The organism is Povalibacter uvarum (assembly GCF_014202975.1).
Classification (GTDB): domain Bacteria; phylum Pseudomonadota; class Gammaproteobacteria; order Steroidobacterales; family Steroidobacteraceae; genus Steroidobacter; species Steroidobacter uvarum.
The window spans coordinates 224,643-245,500 of sequence record NZ_JACHHZ010000003.1 but is presented as its reverse complement, the minus strand read 5'-3'; the positions used below and the strand labels follow the sequence as shown (position 1 = coordinate 245,500).

The window sequence follows — 20,858 nt, the reverse complement described above, 5'->3', positions numbered from 1 at the left end:
CTCATCGCTCCTTAATTCCCGGCGCAGTACGCGGCGGTTTCCGCGAACACTGTCTTCATGTTGTAGCCATTGCCCTTGAACGCGGCGACGATCTGATCGCGCTTGGAGCGGTCAGCCCCGTCGACCGGAGAGCGGAAGCAGACCGTGCGGAAGACCTTCTCGACCTGGCACTGGGCGAAGGCTTCGCTGGAGGCGAGCTCCGTGCCCATGCTCTTCGCGCCTTCGCCGCGACCCGGGAGGCTCCCGGCCCAGCCGATCAGCGTGTTCTGACCCGGCAGGCGCATGCGGTTTTCCCACGAGTCGTTCGGCGTCACGTAGCCCGGCTTGAAGTTGTCTGAATTGATCAGGTACTTCGGCTGGACCTGGCCCGGCGTGTAGACGAGCCGGCTGACGCTTTCATCGAAGTCGTAGTAAGCGAAGGCCTGCGCCATCGAATCCATGACGTTGTGGCAGCCGACGCAGTTGTTGAGGAAGACGCTGCTGTCGCCGCCCGGGCTGCGCGTCACGTCCTGGCGGATGCGATCCGGCGGACGTGTCGTGTCATGGATCTGCTCCATGTCACGGCAGAGGTGATTCATCATCGTGAAGCGGAACATCGCGCGGTTCGTGCCGTCGATGAAAAACGCTTCGGCGCCCGCGCGTGAGGTCATCACGCCGGCGGTCGCGGTGGTAGGCAGGCCGTTCAGCGATGACTGCTGGCGCTCCTGCAGCACGACACGGAGGTCAGCGTTGTTCGCCTCCATGTTCGCGTACATGTTGTTGTCGGTCGTCGAGTACGTGCCGGTGCCCACATAAAGAATGTCGTCGGAGAGCACGCCGCGGAAGTCCTTGTTGTCGCGCACCATGCCGATGACAGTCGCGGTGTAGTCATTCAGTGCTGCGAACACTGTCTGATCGCGATTCGTCCACGGGGTGGCGAAGTTCTTCAGCGTCACGCTGTAGAACGGGCTCGAGTGCGGCTGGGTGTTGTCCATGATGTACATGGCCGTTGCGACGGGCCCCTCGTTCGTCACGCGCTGCGTGAGCGTGTCGAGCAGCGCCGGCGATGGCGGTGTGCCCGTGAGGCGGTCGTACATACGTTTCGCTTGTTCGCGATCACCCGCGGCAGCTTCGTGCTGCACACCGATGAGCGATGCGAAAGTGAGCGCGAAGGCGACTGCTTTCGCGAGCGTTGCACGCCCGCGCTTCGTCGCGTTGCGATCCACACACTGAGTTGCGTTCATGATCGTTTGCCAGATCCTGATTAGTGACTCGTTGCTCTCAAGAAGTCGGCCGTCCCCCGACATGCGCGCGGACTATATCCACCGTCAAACACCGTAAGTAACTGTCTCAACGCCAAGACGTCGCGGGGCAGAGACAGTACCGGGGGCTTCGCGCGCGCGTGTAGGCTCGCCACCCACAATGCATCCGCTCGCGCCTGGTTAATCGGCTCGAGGCGCATTCAACCTTTGCGATGACACGTGCGAATGTGAGCGACGTCACGCAATGAATGCTTGCAGTGTCGGAAAGCTTTTCAATTCGGGCGATGCCGCATCCCTTCTGTGAATCGGTTAACGGATCGTCGGAATATGTCGCGTTGATGATTGCGGCTGTTCTCACCACCACCGCCGCAATCCAAAGAACCTACTGGCCAAGGACGATTCGATGAATTGCGGGGTACGCCCAATGAGTTTTGAGGCAATGACTGAAGCATCGCACGCAAGCGGTTCACTTCGGCGCGGCGCGGCCGCGCTGCTGGCTGCCGTTGTCGCGACCGTGCTGACAGCTTGCAGCAGTGGAAGCGGCGGCGACGACGTCACGATCGGCCACGGCCAGAACGGCGATCCGGTGACGCTCGAGTTCCCGGTGTTCTACGTCAAGCGTCCGGTCCCGCAGCCTGACGAAAACGGCAATATCGAAGAGAACGACGCGCGCCTCCCGATCCGCTTCGAGATCGGCGCCGATCTCTACATGCGCGATCAGGCGTCGCCCTCTTCGCCCGAAATCAATCTGACGTCCGCTGAGACCGAAGGCCTCGGCGACATCCGCGACGTCGACGTCAACTACGACGGCACGAAGGTCATCTTCTCGATGCGCGCGCAGTTCATCGAGGACGCGGACGAGGAAGACCAGCCGACCTGGAACATCTGGGAATACGACACGAAGCTGAAAGAGCTGCGGCGCATCATCACGTCGGACACGACGGCCGAAGAAGGCCACGACATCATGCCGCACTACCTGCCGGACGGTCGTATCGTGTTCACCTCGACGCGTCAGCGTCAGTCGCGCGCGATCCTGCTCGACGAGAACAAGCCGCAGTTCGCCGCACAGGTCGAAGCGGGCGAAGAGCAGCCGGCGTTCACGCTGCACGTGATGGACGCCGACGGCGCGAACATCAACCAGATCACGTTCAACCAGAGCCACGATCTCGATCCGGCCGTCATGAATGACGGGCGCATCCTGTACACGCATTGGGAACAGGCGCTCGCCGGCAGCCAGATGGATCTGTACGCCGTCAATCCTGACGGCAGCGATCGCCAGCTCCTGTACGGCGCGCACAGCCACTCGACCGGCACGGTCGATCCGACGACCAATCAGCCGTCGGTGATCCAGTTCCTCCAGGCGCGCGCGATGGCGGACAACCGCACGCTCTCGCTGGTCCGTCCGTTCGAAGGCACGCAGGAAGGCGGCGACCTGGTGCTCATCGATACGGCGAACTACGTCGACAACACTCGCGGCTCGACGCCTGCGAATGCCGGACTGACGGGTCCTGCGCAGACTCGCGCGCTGCCGACCGACGTCCGCACGATTCCGGGCCCGTCGCCGGGCGGTCGCTATCGCTCGGCTTCGCCGCTGTTCGACGGCACGAACCGTCTGCTCGTGAGCTGGTCGCAGTGCCGCCTGCTCGAAGAAGGCCGCATCGTGCCTTGCACGTCAGCGCGCCTGGAGCGCTTCCAGAACAACGACCCGTTGATCGAAGACGCGCCGCCGCTCTACGGCATCTACATCTATGACGTGCGCGACAACACGCAGAAGCCGATCGTCGCGCCCCAGGAAGGATTCATCTATACGGAAGTGGTCGCTGGCTCGGCCCGTGCGCTGCCGCCCGTGATCCTGAATCGCACCGCTGGCGTCGACTATCCCGCTGATCTCCTCGCCGAAGGCGTGGGCATCCTGCACATCCGCAGCGTGTATGACATGGACGGCACGATCGCTGTCCCCGGTGTTCCTGGCGGCCTCGCGGCCGTGAGCAATCCGGGCAACGCGGCATATGCGAATCGCCCTGCCCGCTTCCTGCGGCTCGAAAAGGTCGTATCGCAGCCGGATGAAGACACGCGCGACGTTCCTAACACCGCGTTCGGCGCCAGCGGTCGCCGCTTCGGCATGCGCGAGATCCTCGGTTATGCGCCGATCGAGCCGGATGGTTCGGTCAAAGTGAAAGTCCCGGCCAACGTCGCGTTCGCTGTCAGCGTGCTCGATGCGAACGGCCGTCGCCTGGGTGGAGCGCTCGGTGCGCGTCACTCGAACTGGATGCAGGTCATGCCGGGCGAAACGCTCGAGTGCAATGGCTGCCACAACCCGGCCGCCACGCCTCCAGCGACGCCGACCGTTCACGGGCGCAAAGGCCTCACGAACAGCGCGAACCCGGGTGCAGCGTCGACAGGCGCCACGTTCCCCGGCACGAACCCGGCACTCGCTGCGTTCGATGCGGGCGAAACGATGGCCACGGCTCGCAGCCGCGCGATGTGCGGCCCGACGCAGGCTTGCTTCCCGAGCGTCGACATCGCATTCGACGATTACTGGCAGCCGACCTTCGACCCGATGACCACGCCGGGCAAGATCAGCATGTGCTACAGCACCAGCACGAACGTGCCGTCGAATCCTGCCGATCCGACGCAGCGTCACACATGCGAAGGCGAACCCCTCGCGACTACGCTGCCGACGGCGCTGCAGTGCACGACCAACTGGAACAGCCTCTGTCGCACGACGATCAACTACGAGCGGCACATTCATCCGCTGTGGGGCGTCGACCGCTTCGTCGATGCCGATGAAGACGGCGTGCCCGACGTCGATGGCGCCGGTGTCGTCATCAATCACAAGTGCAACAGCTGTCACTCGCTGGCCGACGCAGCCGCGGCAGCCATGGTTCCGGCCGGCCAGCTCGACCTGAGCGACGGTCCGTCGGATGACGAGGCCGATCACTTCAAGTCGTATCGCGAACTGCTGTTCAACGATACGGAGTTGGAGCTCGTCGGCGGTGCCCTGGTCGAGCGGCTGGTCCAGACAGGGATCGATCCCGTGACCAACCTGCCGATCCTCGAGCCGGTGACTGTGAATCCGTCGATGAGTGCAGGTGGCGCCCGTGCGTCCACACGCTTCTTCAGCGCCTTGGGGACGCCGACCCATCAAGACTTTATGTCACCAAGTGAGTTACGCTTGCTGTCCGAATGGCTCGACATCGGCGCTCAGTACTACAACGATCCGTTTGCCGCTCCGGAGGATTGATGCCCCGCCTGTTGCGCCTGCTCATTCTTCCGGTCCTGTTTCTTGCAGCAGTCGCGCAGGCAGACGAGGCACTCCCGAAGATCCTGATCGCCGACCCGTTCATCGAGCTGCACACGGGTCCGGGTCGCGGCTATCCCATTTTCCACGTCGCCGAGCGCGGCCAGGAAGTGGAGATCGTCAAGCGTCGCACGGACTGGTTCATGGTCCGGACATCACGCGGCGTCGAGGGTTGGGTCATGCGCGAGCAGATGATCGCGACGCTCGAACCCACCGGTGAACCGCTCGATCTGCAGGAGCCGGCGCGGGAGAACTATATGAGTCGCCGCTGGCAGGGCGGCGTCATGGCGGGCGACTACAGCGGCGCCAGCCTGATCTCGGCTTTCGGCGGTTACGCATTCAGCGACAACCTCTCGATCGAGCTCACGGTCAACCACATCCTCGGCGAATTCTCGAACGGCTACAGCGCCACGCTCGGCCTGATGCACGTGTTCGTGCCCGAGTGGCGTGTGTCTCCTTACTTCACGCTCGGGACGGGCGTGCTTCATGTTGAACCCAAATCGACGCTGGTTCAGGCGGAGGACCGCACTGACCAGATCGGTTATGTCGGCGGCGGCGTGCAGTTCTATCTCACGCGCCGTTTCATGCTGCGCTCGGAATACCGCAAGGACATCATCTTCACGAGCCGCGACGATAACGAGGAAGTGGACGAATGGAAGTACATCGGCTTCGCCTTCTTTTTCTGACGCTGGCGCTCGCGAGCGTTCTGCCCGGCTGCGCGTGGTTCGGCCGCGGCGGCGATGCCGCGCCCGAAGCTGTCGCTGCGCCGCAGGCGCAGACCGGTCCGTCGTCGGAACAACCGATCATCGATCCCCAGATCGAGCGTCGCGAAATCCGGCGTGCGCAGATCGACACCGAGGACTTCGAAGTCGGTCTCTACGGCGGCATTCTCAGCATCGAAGACTTCGAGAGTCACGCGGTGTACGGCGCCCGCTTCGCGTATCACCTGACCGAGGACTTCTTCCTGGAAGCCACTGCCGGCCAGTCACGCGCGGGACGCACGAGTTACGAGACTTTGTCGGGTGCAGCCGAGATCCTCACGGACAGCGAACGCGACTACACCTACTACGCACTGTCGGCAGGATGGAACGCTTTGCCCGGCGAAGTCTTCATCGGCAAGAATCGGGCTTACAACTCGGCCTTCTATCTGGTCGCAGGCATCGGGAGCACGCGCTTTGCAGGTGATGACGCATTTACGGTCAGCGGCGGTTTCGGCTACAGAATCCTGCCGTCCGACTGGATCGCCGTGCATTTCGATGTGCGGGACCATGTCTACGACACCGACCTGCTGGGCAAGAAAAAGATCGTCAATAATCTGGAAGCGCATCTCGGTTTGTCGATCTTCTTCTGAGAGAGGATGAGCGCTGGGACAGTGTCATTTGAGGTTACGGATACCATGCGCTCCAAGTTGAACACGTGGATTCGCGCGACAGCGCTTACGGCGACACTCGCCGTGTCGTCGCTCGTCGGCGCAAGCTCGGCGCTCGCGCCTTCGTTTGCCCTGCCGTCGCGAACTGGCGACGTCGTGGCACTCGACAAGCTGAAAGGTCAGGTCGTGATGCTCAACTTCTGGGCGAGCTGGTGCGGCCCCTGCCGTCAGGAAATGCCGCTGCTCGATCAGATGCACAAGCGTTACAGCTCGCTCGGCTTCACGCTCCTCGGCGTGAACGTCGAAGAGAACACCAAGGATGCGGAAAAGTGGCTGGCCCAGACGCCGGTGACGTTCCCGGTGCTGTTCGACAAGGAGAACAAGGTCAGCAAGCTCTATGACGTGAACGCGATGCCGAGCACCGTGTTCATCGATCGCAAGGGCAACGTGCGTTACCTGCACCGCGGCTACAAGCCCGGCGACGAAGCGGAATATCTGAATCAGATTCGCGCTCTGCTGAAGGAGTGAGGACGATGGGCGACAGACAACTGCCTTGCGGCAATCGACCGATCCGGCTCATCGCCGCAGCTGTGTGTCTGCTCGCCCTTTCCGCTTGCGGCAACATCGAACCGTGGGTGAAGCCGTATGAGCGCCAGAACCTCGCCGATCCGGTGATGGCGTTCGATCTCAATCCCATTTCCACCTCGTATATGGATCACGTGTTCGAAGCCCGCGAGGGCGCGCGCGGTGCGCTGGGTGGCGGTGGCGGCGGATGCGGATGTAACTGATGTTCACAGCGATCCGAGCCCTCGGCCTTCTGCTTCTTGCACTGATCGCCGCACCTTCCCTCGCCGGCGTCCTACCCGAAGACCGCGCCGACCTCCTCTATCACCGCTACGAAGGCGGTGGTGTGACGATTCACGGGCCGTCGCTGCTCGTGCGCAAGACGATGGCCGAGAAGTATTCGGTCAGCGCCAACTACTACATGGACATGGTGACGAGCGCCTCGATCGACGTCGAGGTCAGCGGCGCCAGCGAATACAAGGAAGAGCGCGATCAGTACACGCTCGGTTTCGACTACCTGCGCGGCAAGACGACCTACAGCATCAACTACTCGAACAGCGAAGAGAACGATTACGAAGCCAACACCGCGAGCTTCAACATCAGCCAGGATCTCTTCGGTGATCTGACGACGATCAGCATGGGATTCTCGAAGGGCGACGACACCGTCCAGCGCACCATCGAGGATCCGGACAATCCCGACGTTCGCATCGTCGATCCTTCGTTCCGCGAGGGCATCGATCGCTGGAGCTATCGCGTCGGCGTGTCGCAGATCATCACCCGCAATTCGATCGCGGCGCTCGGACTCGAAGTGATCACGGACGAGGGTTACCTCAACAATCCGTATCGCTCGTTCCGTTACGTCGATCCGGAAGACGATACGAACTACCGGCTCGCGACGGAAATCTATCCCCGCACGCGCACGAGCAATGCGGCGTCGCTCAACGGACGCTATTTCCTGCCGTGGCGCGCAGCCGTATTCGGCGGCTACCGGTTCTTCACGGATACGTGGGGCATCGACGCGAACACGTACGAGGTCGGCTACATCCATCCGTGGAAGAGCACGGGCTGGACATTCGAAGCGAGCTTGCGCTACTACAACCAGGGCAACGCGGACTTCTACTCCGACCTGTTCCCCCGCGTCGACTACCAGAACTTCATGGGTCGCGACAAAGAACTGTCGACGTTCGCGAGCCAGACCCTGCACGTCGGCGCGACTTACGAGTTCGCCCGCGGCGGCTGGAAGTTCATCAAGAAAGGCACGCTGAACCTCTACTACGACCGCATGGAGTTCGACTACGAAGACTATCGCGACGCCCGCGATACCTCGCTGGTCGCCGGCACCGAACCGTTCTATTCGTTCGGCGCGAACGTGATCCAGGCGTTCGTGTCGGTGTGGTTCTGACCTCTTCTTCCGGTTGTGGGTCCGGCTTTAGCCGGACGTCATCGCGCCAGCGATCTTCTCTTTGCGGAACCGCCCTGCTACTCCTGAGCGGCACCGCCTTCGCCTCGCCCTTCCCCACACGCGATCAGAATCCGTTGCTCGCCGGCTTCGGCATACCCATGCCGATGGCTTCCGGCTGGGAAACAGACGGCCGGTGGCGGATCGACGGCGCATTCAACTGGGGTAACTCTGCCTTCGTCCAGGAGGCCAGCGACGAAGCGCTGTACGTCGATGCCGAGACGCGCGAGCTGCGGGTCACGATCGGCCGCGCGGTGAGCGATCGCTGGGCGGTGCAGCTTCAGCTTCCCTATCGCTACACCGGCGCAGGCAACCTCGACAGCTTCATCGACAGCTGGCACGACTTCTTCGGCCTGCCCGAAGGCGAGCGCCCCAACATGCCTCGCGATCAGTTCCGCCTCGCTTACGAGCGCGACGAGACGCTCGTGTTCGACTACACGGACTCGCGTGAAGGCCTTGCTGACGTCTCGCTCGATGTGGGCTACCGATGGATATCAACGCCGGATGCCACGGTCGCTGCGTGGCTGAGCCTCAAGCTGCCGACAGGCGACAGCGACGACCTGACCGGCAGCGGTGCAACGGACATCGCGTTGACGCTCGCGGGCGAACGCCGATTCGGTGACGTCTGGTCAGCCTATGGCCAGTTCTCGATCACTGCGCTTGGCGAAGGCGATCTGCTCCCAGCGCAGCAGCGCGACTTCGTGATCAGCGGCCTCGCCGGCCTCGGCGTGAACGTGTGGCGCGGGCTCGAACTGAAGGTGCAGTTCGATGCGCATTCCGCCGCGTTCGAAGACACGACGCTCGACTACCTTGGCGACACCGTACTTCTCACTGTCGGCGGCGCGTGGAAGTATCAGTCCGGATGGCAGCTCGACTTCGGTGTGAGCGAAGACATCGTGGTGGAAGGGTCGCCGGATGTGGTGTTTGTACTGGGAATGAGCAGGCGGGCGGGGCGCTAGCCCAGCCTCTGCTCGATCTGCTCACACGCCGTCCGCAGCACTTTCAGCCTCGCATACTTCTTGTCATCCGCCTCGACCACGGTCCACGGTGCATGCTCAGTATCCGTGCGCGCAATCATTTCATGCGCGGCGAGCTGATACTGATCGTAGAGCTTGCGATTGACCCAATCCTGCGGATCCACCTTGTAGCTCTTGAGCTCGTCCTTGTCGCGCTCCTCGAAGCGCCTGAGCTGCTCTTCCTTGCTGACGCTCAGCCAGAACTTATGAACGATGAGGCCGTGCTCGGTGAGCTCCTGCTCGAATTCGTTGATCTCGCCGTACGCACGCTGCCAGTCTTCCGCGGCGGCGAAACCACGCACACGCTCCACCAGCACGCGGCCGTACCAGGTGCGATCGAAGATCGAGATTTCGCCGCGCTGGGGAATGTGACGCCAGAAGCGCCATAGGTACGGATAAGACAGCTCCTCGGGTGTCGGTGCCGATACTGGTATGACGTTGTACTGGCGAGCATCGAGTGCACTCGTCAGCCGTCGGATCGCACCGCCCTTGCCCGCCGCATCCATGCCTTCGAAAGCCAGCACGGCGCCGTGCCGCGCGAACTTACCGCGTCGTGCGAGCAACGCGAATCGGCCACGAAGCCGTTCGAGTTCTTCGTCATAGAAATCGTCCTCGACCCGACCCTCAGGCGGCGAGGTCGGGAATGGCCTGCGTTTGGAGCTGACCGGCTTGGGCTTGGGGGCCTTGTTCGCCGCCGATTTGCGGATTCCCTTTTCCAGCGCGTCCAGCAGTGCGGTGCCTGCGGCGAAAGAGCGACTTTGCGGGTCGGTGCCGTCGATGAGATTCCATTCGAGGCCCGGCCGGCTGGTCGCCTCGATCCCCTGCTGGGTCACTTTCGTGGCGCGGTCGTGGTGTCGAGCGAGCCAACGCTCCTCCCCCGTTACGCGCCAGCGTGTCAGCTTGCTCTTTCTCAGCTCGCGAATCCGCTCGCGTTCGAGCTTCGCATCGATCGTCAGATGCATCTTGAGCACACGAACGCCGTTGCGCGTCAGCAGGGCCTCGAACTGGCGGATGCGTTCGAGCGTTCGCTCGGAGTGCCGCTGTGATTTCTTCGGCTGGGTCAGAGCAGGCGAAGTGTAGTCCTCATACCAGCCCATGAAATAGAACGCGATCTGCCCCCGGGCCGGCAGCGTATTCCAGTAGCGCCACATGACCGGCCAGGTCCGGCTCACCTTGCGCAACTTGTCGAGCGCGTGAACGCGGATGTGCTTCGGATCGAGCCATTCGAGGAATTCGTTGACCGTTTCGCTGCGACCTGCTGTCGGTCTGCCGGTGACGACGACCGCAAGCGCGAACGATTTCTCGTCCTGCATCCGCTTCTGGGCCGCGAGCAATGCATTGCGCAGCGGCGGCAGCACACGCTCGTACTGCTCCTTGGTCATGGGCTTGCGGCCGAGCATGGGGGTGCTCATCGCTTCTTCTTTCCTGCGGGTACTTGTTGCGTGATGCAGTGAATATTGCCGCCGCCGAGCAGGATCTCTCGCGACTGCACTCCGATCAACCGACGTTCCGGAAAAATCTTCTGCAATTGTCGCGCAGCCTGTGCATCGCGCTTCGCATCGAGCAACGGCATGACGACGACCGAGTTGCCCAGATAGAAGTTCACGTAGGAGCCTGCCAGGCGTTCGTGCACCTTGCGATGCGTGGTGCCATCGATGGCATCGATCTCATCCGCCTCCTTCTGCGTGCGATACAGCGGCCCCGGCTGCTGCAGCTTGTGGATCTTGAGCTTGCGTCCCTTCGCATCGCGCGCTTCGCTCAGGCGCTCGAAAGCATCCTGCGAGATGCGGTACTGCGGATCGCGCTTGTTGTCGGTCCACGTCAGGATCACTTCGCCCGGCCGCGCGAAACAGCAGAGATTGTCGACGTGACCGTTGGTCTCGTCATCGAAGACGCCCTTGGTCAGCCAGATCACGCTGCTGATCCCGAGATATTCGTGCAGCAGGATTTCGATCTGGCCCTTGTCGAGATGCGGGTTGCGATTCGGATTCAGCAGGCACTCTTCAGTGGTGATGAGCGTGCCTTCGCCGTCGACGTGGATCGCGCCGCCTTCGAGGATCAGCGGGGCGCGATAGCGATCGCAGCCTTCGATCTCGAGCACCTTGCGGGCGACGAGGTCGTCCTGGTCCCACGGAAAGAACAAGCCGCCGTTCATTCCACCCCAGGCGTTGAAGACCCAGTCGACACCCCGCACGACACCGCGCCGGTTGACCACAAAAGTCGGCCCCGTATCACGCACCCAGGCATCGTTGGTCGACATCTCTACGACGCGAATCGCATCGGGAAGCATCGTTCGCGCATTCACGAACTGTGCACGCGAGACAGCAACAGTGACGGGCTCGCCCACCGCGATCGCGGTCGCGACAGCGGCAAACGCTTGCTGCGCAGGTTTCGCGCCGAGACGCCAGTTGTCGGGGCGCTCGGGCCAGATCATCCAGCAGCCGGAATGGGGTTCGAATTCGCCGGGCATGCGGAAGCCGTCGGCGGCGGGCGTCGTGTTCAATGTTGGCATCGCGCAATGGTAGACGCCCTTCGCGCCGCATGACCAGCGAGAAACTGTTATTGTAAGGGACACTTGCAATCTTTGCGATGGGGGATCACGTGACGAACCGAACACGCCCGACCTTCCGGGCCGAACACGTCGGCAGTTTTCTTCGGCCGGAGCGCCTCCTGCAGGCGGCCCGCGGCCTGAAGAGCGGCTCGACCACGCCCGACCAGTTGCATCAGACGCAGGACGAATGCATCCGTGATCTGGTCGCGCTGCAGGAATCCGTCGGGATGAGCAGTGTTACGGACGGCGAGTTCCGGCGGCGCGGATGGTCGGCCGGTTTCATCGATGCCGTACAAGGTTTCGGCATGCGTGACGGCACGCTCGGCTTTCGCGACGAACGGGGCGAGAAAGGCGTCCTGCCCTCTCCTTATGCAAAGGAGCGATTGCGCCGCAAGCACGGGATCGCGACCGATGAGTTCCGCTTCCTGAGAAGCACGGTGAAAAGCGGCATCGCCAAGACGACGATCCCTTCGCCCGACGTGATGCATTTCTTCCTGGGTCCGCAGAGCTTCGATACGGCGGCGTACCCGGATACCGAGACCTACTACGCGGATCTGGTGCGGATCTATCACGACGAGATTCGCGACCTGGTAGCGATCGGCTGCGAGTACCTGCAGCTCGACAACACCGCCCTGCCCTGCAACTGCGATGAGCACGTGCGTGCGGACGTTCGCCAGCGCGGTGAAGATCCCGATCAACTCACGGCGCGGTACGTGAAGCTGGTCAACGAAGTGCTCTCTGCGTGCCCACCTGGCATGGCCAAGGCGACCCATATGTGTCGCGGCAATCTGAAAGGTGCCTGGATGGCCGAGGGCGGCTACGAGGCGATCGCGGAGAAAGTGTTCGGTGAACTGAACGTCGATGCCTTCCTGCTCGAGTTCGATACGGACCGCGCAGGCGACTTCCGGCCGCTGCGTTTCGTTCCTCCGTCAAAGCGCGTCGTGCTGGGACTGGTGAGCTCGAAGATCCCGACGCTCGAATCCGCTGACGACCTGAAGCGCCGCATCGACGATGCGGCGAAACACATCCCGATCGATCAGCTCGGACTCTCGCCACAGTGCGGCTTCAGCTCAGTGCCCGGCTCCGGGCATCCGCTCACCGAAGACGATCAGAAGCGGAAGATGGAGTTGATTGTGAAGGTGGCGCGGGATGTTTGGGGGACGACCTAGCGCTGAACCTCCTTTGATAATCCGCGGGCGACACTCCCACCCGCAGCCGGAAATGCCGCCGGAACGATTCCTGCGAACCGAATCCGGCCCGCTCCGAAATCCGCCCGATCGGCACCTTGCCCGATTCCAGCATCTCCCGCGCGAGCGCGACCCGCTCGCGCACCAGCCATTCGCCCGGCGCAAGACCCGTCGATTCCTGAAATCGTCGCAGCAGTGTTCGCGGGCTCATGCTCGCCCGCTTCGACAGGGACGTGATCGAGTGTTGCGAATCGAGATGCGCGCGCAGCCAGTCGAGCAATCGCGCGAGCCTGCTGGCGTCTTCCTCGACGACGGGACGAGGCACGTACTGCGCTTGATCCCCATCGCGATGCGGCGGAATCACCAGTCGCTGCGCGACCTGATTCGCAACCTTCGGCCCGTAGTCGCGGCGCACGAGGTGAATGAGCATATCGAGACCGGCAGCCGAGCCCGCTGACGTCACTACCTGCCCCTGATCCACATAGAGTGCATTCGGCTGCACGTTGACCGTTGGAAACCGCTCTCCCAATCGTTGCGAATACCGCCAATGCGTCGTGACTGTTTTGCCGTCCAGAATGCCGGCAGCCGCGAGCACGAACACGCCTGAGCAGATCGAACAGATCCGGGCACCTCGCTCGTACGCTTCCCGGATCTTGCGCGTCAACGCGGGAGGCGGTGGTTCATCCGCGTCGCGCCAGCCGGGAATGACGATCGTGTCCGCGCGATCGAGGATTCGCAGCGAATGCGGCGCGGCAACAGTTACGCCGCCTGCGGCCCTCAGCTTTCCTCGCTCCGCCGAGCAGACCGCGAAGTCGTACCACTGCACTCCCAGTTCCGGTCGCTGCAGCGCGAACAGCTCGACCACGCAGCCGAACTCGAAGGTACACAAGCGATCGTAGGCGACCGCCACAACCAGGTGCGGTTTGGCGTTTTGGGACTTCATGGCGCGATATTACCGCAGGATGACGATCGCGCCAGGGGCCAGGAAGCATGCGAACCCGGAAAATGCGCGTCAGTTCCCTCATTTCAAGGATTCGCCGCCATGAGCCCGGTTACCCAGATCGCCCCCGCGGACAGCGCCAGTGCACTCGCCCATTTCGAGTCGGCCTTCCGGTTCGAAACCGATTGCTGGGACGTCCACGACGCGACGACGAACGGCCGCGCAGACTTCGTCCTCCTCGATGTGCGCAGTCCGACGCTCTATGCACAAGGCCACGTGCCCGGCGCGATCAACCTGCCGCACGGGAAGATCATCGAGTCGACGATGAACAAGTATCCGGCGGAAACGGTCTTCGTCGTCTACTGCGCCGGCCCGCATTGCAACGGCGCGCATCGTGGCGCAGTCCGGCTCGCGCGACTCGGGCGACCGGTGAAGCTGATGATTGGTGGCGTGACCGGGTGGGTCGATGAGGGGTTTGAGCTGGCGAAGGGCGGTTGAGGCAGATCAGCTCGCGCGAACGCGCATCTTCGCCTGCGACTCGACCGCCGCCTCGATGAGCTCCTTCAGCACATCGATATCGACATCTTCGAGCTTCTTGATGTACAGGCACGACTTGCCTGTCTTGAACCTGCCGAGCCCCTTCAACAGCGTTCTGAACTTCGGCGCGCCGATGTACAGCACGAGATCGGTCTTCCGCGGCGAGAAGCCTATGAGCAGGAACTGCGTTTCGCGACCATCCGCGTAAGTGAGTTTCGAAAGACCGAAGCCGACGATCGACGGCCCCCACATCTTCGCCTTCTCGCCCGTCGCTTCCTGCATCAGCTTCACGACGACTTTCGCATCCTTGCGTCGCTGTTCGTTGTCGACAGCCGCGATGAACTTGTTGACGCTCGCGCCCGTCGGCTGTGTCTTCATTTCCGCCATCGAGCCTCCCCGTAGTGGTCCCCGTCGCTATTTCTGAGTCGACAGGAGCAAGCTGGTCTCGGTACTCGCGATGCCTTCCATCAGGCCGATCTGGCGCAGCACGCGATCGAATTCTTCCAGGTTGTCGGTGCGCAGTTCGGCAACGAGGTCCCAGCGACCATTCGTCGTGTGGAGCGCAACGACGTTCGGATTGCCTCGCAATCCGCGCAGCACGACCTCCGTCCGGTTCCCCTCCACCGCCACCGTCATGAACGCCCGGATGTGGTGCTGTTCGACCTGCGGGCGGAGACGAACTGTATAGCCGACGATGATGCCTTCCGCCTCTAGTTTGGCGAGCCGGTTCTGGACGGTGCCCCTGGCGACCCCTAGTTGCTTGGCCAGAGTGGCGACCGGGGTTCGCGCGTCATCGCGCAGGAGACTGATGAGCTGGCGGTCGACGGAGTCCATCGGAAGCCTCATTTCGGCAGCTGGCCGGCCCTCATTCTAGCCAAAGTGCCAGCCGGACCTGGCACTTTGTTCAGGTAACCGCGCTTTCTGATCAGTCTTCTGGCTTCACTCTGCCTTCCCCGGGCTAAACACTCTCGACTCCAGGGGGCATGGCGATTGGGGGCGGAAACCATGGTCGATTACATCGGCATCGAGCGCGTTCGCGAGCTCGTTCATCGGCGCGGGTCGGCCCGCTTCATTGAAGAGCTGGCGACGGAGATCGAGGACGACTACCGGCGCTGGCCTGAATTCGAGAAATCACCGCGACACGCGACGCACTCGTCCGTCGGGGTGATCGAACTGATGCCCGCCAGCGATGGTCGGCTCTACGCGTTCAAGTATGTGAACGGCCACCCCAAGAACACGGCTGAGGGTCTGCTGACCGTCACCGCCTTCGGGGTCCTGGCCGATGTCGCAACCGGCTACCCGCTCCTTCTCGCTGAACTGACTTACACCACGGCACTTCGAACCGCCGCGATGTCCGCACTCGCGGCACGGTGGATGGCGTATCGCGACAGCCGCGTCATGGCGCTCATCGGCAACGGCGCGCAAAGCGAGTTCCAGGCATTGGCCTTTCATCATCTGCTCGGCATCCGTGAACTGCGGTTGTTCGATACCGATCCTCATGCGACCGCGAAACTGCAGCGCAATCTCGCCGACATGGACCTCCATGGATTGAAGGTCGTCGCCTGCCAGTCGACCCGCGACGCCGTGCGTGGCGCCGACATCATCACGACCGCGACGGCGGACAAGTGCAACGCGACGATCCTCACGCCGGACATGATCGAACCGGGCGTTCACCTCAATGCAGTCGGCGGCGATTGCCCGGGCAAGACAGAACTGCACGCCGACATCCTGCGGCGGCCCGACATCCGCATCGTCGTCGAATACGAACCCCAGTCGCGTATCGAAGGTGAAATCCAGCAGCTCGAGCCGGCGTTCCCGGTCATCGAGTTCAGCGACATCGTCACCGGTAAGGCGCGAGGCCGCATGAGCGATCGTGAAGTGACGCTGTTCGACTCCGTCGGCTTCGCGCTCGAGGACTTCTCCGCGATGCGCTATCTGCATCGTTTGCATCGCGAACAGCGCGGCGCGGCTGCACAACTCGACCTCGTGCCGACACTCGCCGATCCGAAAGATCTTTTCGGATCGATGGCCCACGCTTCCAGCCAGCGCGCTGAGGTTGCAGCGTAATGCGAGCAGTGAGCCTGATCGGCGCACCTACAGACGTCGGCGCATCGGATCGCGGCGCCTCGATGGGACCCGAGGCGATGCGCGTCGCCGGCCTGCATCAGGCGCTTGCCCAGCGTGGTCTCGATGTCGTCGATCGTGGCAATCTCGCCGGCCCGGCGAATCCCTGGCAGACGCCATCGAGCGGCTATCGGCACCTGCGCGAAGTGGTCGAGTGGAATCAGCGCGTCCATGACGCGATGTACGCCGAGCTGCGACACGAAAGACTGCCGATCCTGCTCGGAGGCGATCATTCGCTTGGCATCGGCTCGATCAGCGCAGTCGCGCGCCACTGCCGTGACACAGGTCGCTCGCTTCGAATCCTCTGGCTCGATGCGCACGCGGACTTCAACACCAGTGAGCTTTCTCCGAGCGGCAACATTCACGGCATGCCCGTCGCCTGTCTATGTGGCTTCGGTCCTTCGGAGCTGACGAGGATTGGCGGCGCTGTTCCAGCCATTCAGCCGCAATGGATCCGGCAGATCGGCATCCGCAGCGTCGATGCCGGCGAGAAGCGCTTCGTGCATGAGCAGGGCCTGGAAGTCTTCGACATGCGCTTCATCGACGAAGTCGGCGTGCGCCAGACGATGGAGATGGCGCTCGAAGGGCTGGACGATCGGACCCATCTGCACGTGAGTTTCGACGTCGACTTCCTGGACCCTGAAATCGCACCGGGCGTCGGCACGACCATCCCCGGCGGGCCGACGTATCGCGAGGCGCAGCTCTGCATGGAAATGATCGCCGACACGGGCCGCATGGGCTCGCTGGACGTCATGGAACTGAACCCGGCCCTCGACGTGCGCAACCGCACCGCCGTCCTCGCGGTCGACCTGATCGAATCGCTCTTCGGCAAGAGCACTCTGATGAGGAAGCACGCACCGCCGCGGTAGCCTGCTACTCTCCGCGACTGCAGTCGATCCGTGAGGTAGCCCATGCACCGCATTCTTTGCCGACCCTTCGCGGTCGCGCTTGCCGCCCTGTTCTTGACCTGCAACATCGCCAGCGCACAGGAAACGACGAAGTACACCGTCGTGATCGCAGGCAACAACGCAGGCTTCCAGACGACGACGACCGCCGCCGACGGCACCCGCAAATACGCGTACGAGTTCAACGATCGCGGTCGCGGCCCGAAGCTCACCTCCACCATCCGTCTCGATGCGGCCGGCCTTCCGGTTTCCATCGAAACCGCCGGCAATGACTACCTGAAGGCGCCGGTCAGCGAGAAGTTCTCCGTCGCAAACGCAGTCGCACGCTGGGACAACGGCGCCGAGAAGGAAGAGCGAAAGCTCCCGGCTCCGGCGTTCTACGTGAGCTTGCAATCCATGCCTGAGGAACTGGCGTTGCTCGCCAACGCGTTGCGCCGCGCGGAAGGAAACTCATTGGCACTCCTCCCCGCCGGCCGTGCGTCCGTCCGCAAGACCGGCGAGACGACGGTGAAGGTGGGCGACCGATCGCGGCACGTCGTCGCATACGAAATCGACGGACTGGGATTCAGCCCGTACTCGCTCTGGCTCGAGGACGACGGCAAGTTCTTCGCCGCCGTCAGCAGCTGGCTTTCGGTGATCCAGGAAGGGTGGGAATCGAGCGCATCGGCGCTGCTGAAGCTGCAGGATGAAGTCGATGCGCGCCGCACGCGCGACCTCGCACACAAGCTCACGCGCAAGCCGGGACGGCCGGTCGCCATCACTCACGCGAACCTGTTCGATTCGGTGTCCGGCAAGTCGACGCCGAACACCACGATCCTCATCGAAGGCAACCGCATCCTCAGCGTCGGTGCCGACGCACAGATCAAACCGCCGAAGAATGCCGAGATCATCGATGCCGCCGGCAAGGCCGTGATTCCCGGACTCTGGGACATGCACGTACACATCGGACCGAACGAAGGCATGCAGCATCTGGCTGCCGGCGTGACTTCGGTGCGCGATCTCGCCAACGACAACGACGCATTGCAGGCCATTCGTCGCGGCATCGATGCGGGCGACGAGATTGGACCGCGCATCATGATGGTCGGCATCATCGACGGCCGCGGCCCGTTCGCCGGCCCGACCAAGATGCTCATCGAAACGCAAGCCGAGGCAAAGGCCGCCGTCGACAGCTATGCGAAGTGGGGCTACGAAGGCATCAAGGTCTACAGCTCCGTCAAACCCGAGCTCGTCCCGGGACTCATCCGCGAAGCACACGCGAAAGGATTGCGCGTCAACGGACACGTTCCGGCACACATGACGGCAAGACAGTTCGTAGAAGCGGGCGCGGACGAGTTGCAGCACATCAACTTCGTCTTCCTCAACTTCTTCGACGATGTGAAGGACACGCGCACGCCCGCCCGCTTCACGACGATCGCTGAACGCGCTGCGACGCTCGACCTGGATTCGGCGCCGGTCCGCGACTTCATCAAGCTGCTCAAGGAACATCACACCGTCGTCGATCCGACGGTCTCCATCTTCGAGGGCATGCTGACTGATCGCCCGGGAAAGATCGCGGCGGGCTACGCGACGATTGCAGACCGTCTGCCGCCACAGGTCCGTCGCGGCCTGATCACAGGCGGATTGCCAGTGCCGGAAGGACAGGATCAGCGCTTCAAGGATTCAGCGGCCGCGCTCCTGCACATGGTGAAGCGCCTCTACGACGCGGGCATTCCGATCGTCGCCGGCACGGATGCGATGCCCGGATTCACGCTTCATCGCGAACTCGAGCTCTACGTGAAGGCGGGCATTCCCGCACCCGATGCGCTGCGCATCGCAACGCTGGGCTCGGCGAAAGTCATGAAGCGTGACTCGCAACTCGGCTCGGTGGCACCCGGCAAGCTGGCGGACCTGCTGATCATCGATGGCGATCCGGCGCGCAACATCAGCGACGTACGCAACACTTCGCTCGTGATCAAGGATGGGAATCTGTACGACCCGAAGGCGCTGTATGGTCAGATGGGAGTGGCGCCCTGAGAGCTTAGAGCGTGCTCGTCACGCCGTCCCGCGCCTCATTCCACACGCCGTCCCATTCTTCAGCGGCGAAGCGATCCGTCGACGGGAAGCCGGGTGGGCGCAGCCGCTCGAGTCGAGGATCGTATTCGACCTTCATTCCGTAGCGAGGCTCGCTCGCGGATACGCTGCCGGCGGCGAGGCTGCCATAGATCCGTAGCGTCGCTGTCCTCGGCTGATCGATGTTCGTCACCACAAAGCGCCGCCCGGCGAAGATAGCGGCCTGCACATCCAGGTCACCGGGCCCCGTCGCGCCCGGGCCGGCAATGTCGACGACGCCGCGACTGACGAGTCCGAGATAGTCAGTTGAATCGCGATCCTTCCGCGGATCGCGCGCATACACGAGCTTTCCTTCAATGGTGATCCGCTGCGGCGAATACACCAGCACCTTGCCGCGCACGACGCCCTGCACGAAGAACGCCGCCTTCTGGGTGCCCATGAAGTAAACGGGCTGGTCGGAGGGCTCGTTGCGATACTGACGATCACCTGTCACGCGATCACGCCACGAATAACTGCCGTCGGGGAAAAAGCGGATCTCCGTGTCGTTCTGACACTCGTGCACTACCGCATCGTCCTTGCGCGATCCCCAGGCGAACGGCTGGACTTCTTCCGGCAGGTCGATGCGACCGGCACTCGTTTCAATGCCGCCTTTGAAAACCTCACTGTCCCTGCGGTGCGAGTTCGCCTGCGCATTGAAGCCCTTGGATGCGGTCGTCACCTTGCCCATGAATCGGGGCGTACTGCTCCGGTCGTACAGCAGGTTGAAGCTCGAGTTGACGTGGAATCGGCCGATGATTTCGTCGTCGTGCATCTGCACCGACGGGTCCCAGCGATCGATCATCTGCGTGAAATGCGAGAAGGACAGGCGCTTGAGACGGATGTGGGTCGTCAGTTGCCGGCCCTGATCCTCGGCGCTCACTTCGGCGATGACACGATCGAATTCGACGCCGTCACTCGCCTTCTGCATGATCAGAGCGGCGCTGAACTGCCGCCCGTTCTGTTCCCACTTGATCGTCGACTGCGGGTTCTTTGCCGCGTCCTGGGCCAGGCGCGCCAGGCGGTGCTCGAGAGCCGATCGCTCGGCGGGCGTCATGACGAACGTGGATGGCTGGTCGTCGGGAACCGGCGGCACCGGCTGCTCTTCAACGGTCTCGATCGGCGCCGGCATGGTTGCCGGATCCGGCTCTACCTGTGCAATCGCTTCCTCAGGCAACTCGCCGGGCGGCGGTGTTCCCGGCACGTCCTCTTCTATCCGCGGCAGCTCGGGAACAGGCGCGGGCAACTGGGCTTCGATCGGACCAGTCTCACTGCCTTCCCGGCGACCGGCGACCGGTTCGTCGAGGAATACGAGCTGCGTCAGAGGTGTGTCGCTTTCGTGGATCCCCTCATGACGACCGCCGGAGAATGCGACAAAGAGGATGAGGCCGAGGTGGAGCGCGACGGAAGCCACCGCCGCTGCCACGCGCAGTCTGACTCGCGAGTCGAAACGCTCGAAAGGCGTCATCGGATTCCCCGGTTGTACGCCGAGCGTAGATCTTGCGAGGACAGAAGGGAACACCGGACCGTCCGAACAGGCGCAAGAATCCATCGGTACGACGCACCCCCTCTCGCGTTA

The 20,858-nt window shown here is 62.9% G+C and carries 19 protein-coding genes; 12 read left to right on the top strand and 7 right to left on the bottom strand.

Annotation, left to right across the window (positions count from 1 at the left end; genetic code table 11):
• Window positions 1-11: 11 nt before the first annotated feature.
• Complete coding sequence (locus HNQ60_RS12495; protein ID WP_221304171.1) at window positions 12-1,223, bottom strand: hypothetical protein; 1,212 nt, start codon at window positions 1,221-1,223, stop codon at window positions 12-14.
• Window positions 1,224-1,680: 457 nt separating this feature from the next.
• On the opposite strand from HNQ60_RS12495, the gene HNQ60_RS12490 reads away from it, so the two are divergent.
• Genes HNQ60_RS12490 through HNQ60_RS12460 form a run of 7 tightly spaced genes read left to right on the top strand, consistent with a single transcriptional unit; the run spans window position 1,681 to window position 8,893 of the window.
• Window positions 1,681-4,485, top strand: a complete 2,805-nt coding sequence (locus tag HNQ60_RS12490) for an HzsA-related protein (RefSeq protein WP_184332245.1) — start codon at window positions 1,681-1,683, stop codon at window positions 4,483-4,485.
• A complete protein-coding gene (locus HNQ60_RS12485; protein WP_184332243.1) occupies window positions 4,485-5,228 on the top strand; it encodes an outer membrane beta-barrel protein in 744 nt (247 codons plus the stop codon). The genes HNQ60_RS12490 and HNQ60_RS12485 overlap by 1 nt, the downstream gene beginning before the upstream one ends.
• On the top strand, window positions 5,195-5,893 hold the full coding sequence (locus HNQ60_RS12480) for an outer membrane beta-barrel domain-containing protein (RefSeq protein WP_184332241.1): 699 nt from the start codon (window positions 5,195-5,197) through the stop codon (window positions 5,891-5,893). The genes HNQ60_RS12485 and HNQ60_RS12480 overlap by 34 nt, the downstream gene beginning before the upstream one ends.
• Before the next feature lie 45 nt (window positions 5,894-5,938).
• Window positions 5,939-6,439, top strand: coding sequence for a TlpA family protein disulfide reductase (locus tag HNQ60_RS12475; RefSeq protein WP_184332239.1), 501 nt, complete (start codon window positions 5,939-5,941; stop codon window positions 6,437-6,439).
• 5 nt (window positions 6,440-6,444) lie between these two features.
• Window positions 6,445-6,699, top strand: a complete 255-nt coding sequence (locus HNQ60_RS12470; RefSeq protein ID WP_184332237.1) for a DUF4266 domain-containing protein — start codon at window positions 6,445-6,447, stop codon at window positions 6,697-6,699.
• The gene (locus HNQ60_RS12465) at window positions 6,699-7,877 is read left to right on the top strand and encodes a DUF3570 domain-containing protein (protein ID WP_184332235.1); all 1,179 of its coding nucleotides are present in this window, start codon (window positions 6,699-6,701) and stop codon (window positions 7,875-7,877) included. The genes HNQ60_RS12470 and HNQ60_RS12465 overlap by 1 nt, the downstream gene beginning before the upstream one ends.
• The gene (locus HNQ60_RS12460; protein ID WP_322096865.1) at window positions 7,868-8,893 is read left to right on the top strand and encodes a DUF3187 family protein; all 1,026 of its coding nucleotides are present in this window, start codon (window positions 7,868-7,870) and stop codon (window positions 8,891-8,893) included. Before HNQ60_RS12465 ends, HNQ60_RS12460 begins: the two co-directional genes overlap by 10 nt.
• Here HNQ60_RS12460 and HNQ60_RS12455 read toward each other — a convergent pair.
• Both HNQ60_RS12455 and aguA read right to left on the bottom strand, forming a co-directional pair.
• Window positions 8,890-10,362, bottom strand: a complete 1,473-nt coding sequence (locus HNQ60_RS12455) for a polyphosphate:AMP phosphotransferase (RefSeq protein WP_184332231.1) — start codon at window positions 10,360-10,362, stop codon at window positions 8,890-8,892. The two genes, HNQ60_RS12460 and HNQ60_RS12455, sit on opposite strands and share 4 nt — an antisense overlap.
• Window positions 10,359-11,462, bottom strand: coding sequence for an agmatine deiminase (gene aguA, locus HNQ60_RS12450; RefSeq protein WP_184332229.1), 1,104 nt, complete (start codon window positions 11,460-11,462; stop codon window positions 10,359-10,361). Before aguA ends, HNQ60_RS12455 begins: the two co-directional genes overlap by 4 nt.
• Window positions 11,463-11,551: 89 nt before the next feature.
• Between aguA and HNQ60_RS12445 the strand changes: the two genes are divergently transcribed.
• A complete protein-coding gene (locus HNQ60_RS12445) occupies window positions 11,552-12,670 on the top strand; it encodes a 5-methyltetrahydropteroyltriglutamate--homocysteine S-methyltransferase (RefSeq protein ID WP_184332227.1) in 1,119 nt (372 codons plus the stop codon).
• Here HNQ60_RS12445 and ftrA read toward each other — a convergent pair.
• Window positions 12,597-13,631: a transcriptional regulator FtrA gene (ftrA, locus tag HNQ60_RS12440; RefSeq protein WP_184332225.1), complete on the bottom strand. Its 1,035-nt coding sequence runs from the start codon at window positions 13,629-13,631 to the stop codon at window positions 12,597-12,599. The genes HNQ60_RS12445 and ftrA overlap by 74 nt on opposite strands.
• 99 nt (window positions 13,632-13,730) lie before the next feature.
• On the opposite strand from ftrA, the gene HNQ60_RS12435 reads away from it, so the two are divergent.
• The gene (locus HNQ60_RS12435; protein WP_184332223.1) at window positions 13,731-14,126 is read left to right on the top strand and encodes a rhodanese-like domain-containing protein; all 396 of its coding nucleotides are present in this window, start codon (window positions 13,731-13,733) and stop codon (window positions 14,124-14,126) included.
• A gap of 6 nt (window positions 14,127-14,132) precedes the next feature.
• Here the strand turns inward: HNQ60_RS12435 and HNQ60_RS12430 are convergent, their stop codons facing one another.
• Both HNQ60_RS12430 and HNQ60_RS12425 read right to left on the bottom strand, forming a co-directional pair.
• Window positions 14,133-14,543, bottom strand: coding sequence for a DUF1801 domain-containing protein (locus tag HNQ60_RS12430; RefSeq protein WP_221304170.1), 411 nt, complete (start codon window positions 14,541-14,543; stop codon window positions 14,133-14,135).
• 36 nt (window positions 14,544-14,579) lie between these two features.
• Entirely contained in the window at window positions 14,580-14,999 is a 420-nt protein-coding gene (locus tag HNQ60_RS12425; RefSeq protein WP_184332220.1) for an Lrp/AsnC family transcriptional regulator, read from the bottom strand.
• Between the two features lie 171 nt (window positions 15,000-15,170).
• Here HNQ60_RS12425 and HNQ60_RS12420 point away from each other — a divergent pair, with 171 nt between their 5' ends.
• From HNQ60_RS12420 to HNQ60_RS12410, 3 genes are read left to right on the top strand one after another with little or no spacing between them, the layout of a single operon-like run.
• A complete protein-coding gene (locus tag HNQ60_RS12420) occupies window positions 15,171-16,232 on the top strand; it encodes an ornithine cyclodeaminase (protein ID WP_184332218.1) in 1,062 nt (353 codons plus the stop codon).
• Complete coding sequence (gene rocF, locus HNQ60_RS12415; RefSeq protein ID WP_184332216.1) at window positions 16,232-17,158, top strand: arginase; 927 nt, start codon at window positions 16,232-16,234, stop codon at window positions 17,156-17,158. The genes HNQ60_RS12420 and rocF overlap by 1 nt, the downstream gene beginning before the upstream one ends.
• 42 nt (window positions 17,159-17,200) lie before the next feature.
• Complete coding sequence (locus HNQ60_RS12410; RefSeq protein WP_184332214.1) at window positions 17,201-19,207, top strand: amidohydrolase family protein; 2,007 nt, start codon at window positions 17,201-17,203, stop codon at window positions 19,205-19,207.
• A 4-nt stretch (window positions 19,208-19,211) separates the two neighbouring features.
• Here the strand turns inward: HNQ60_RS12410 and HNQ60_RS12405 are convergent, their stop codons facing one another.
• The gene (locus tag HNQ60_RS12405) at window positions 19,212-20,747 is read right to left on the bottom strand and encodes a hypothetical protein (protein WP_184332212.1); all 1,536 of its coding nucleotides are present in this window, start codon (window positions 20,745-20,747) and stop codon (window positions 19,212-19,214) included.
• Window positions 20,748-20,858: the final 111 nt, after the last annotated feature.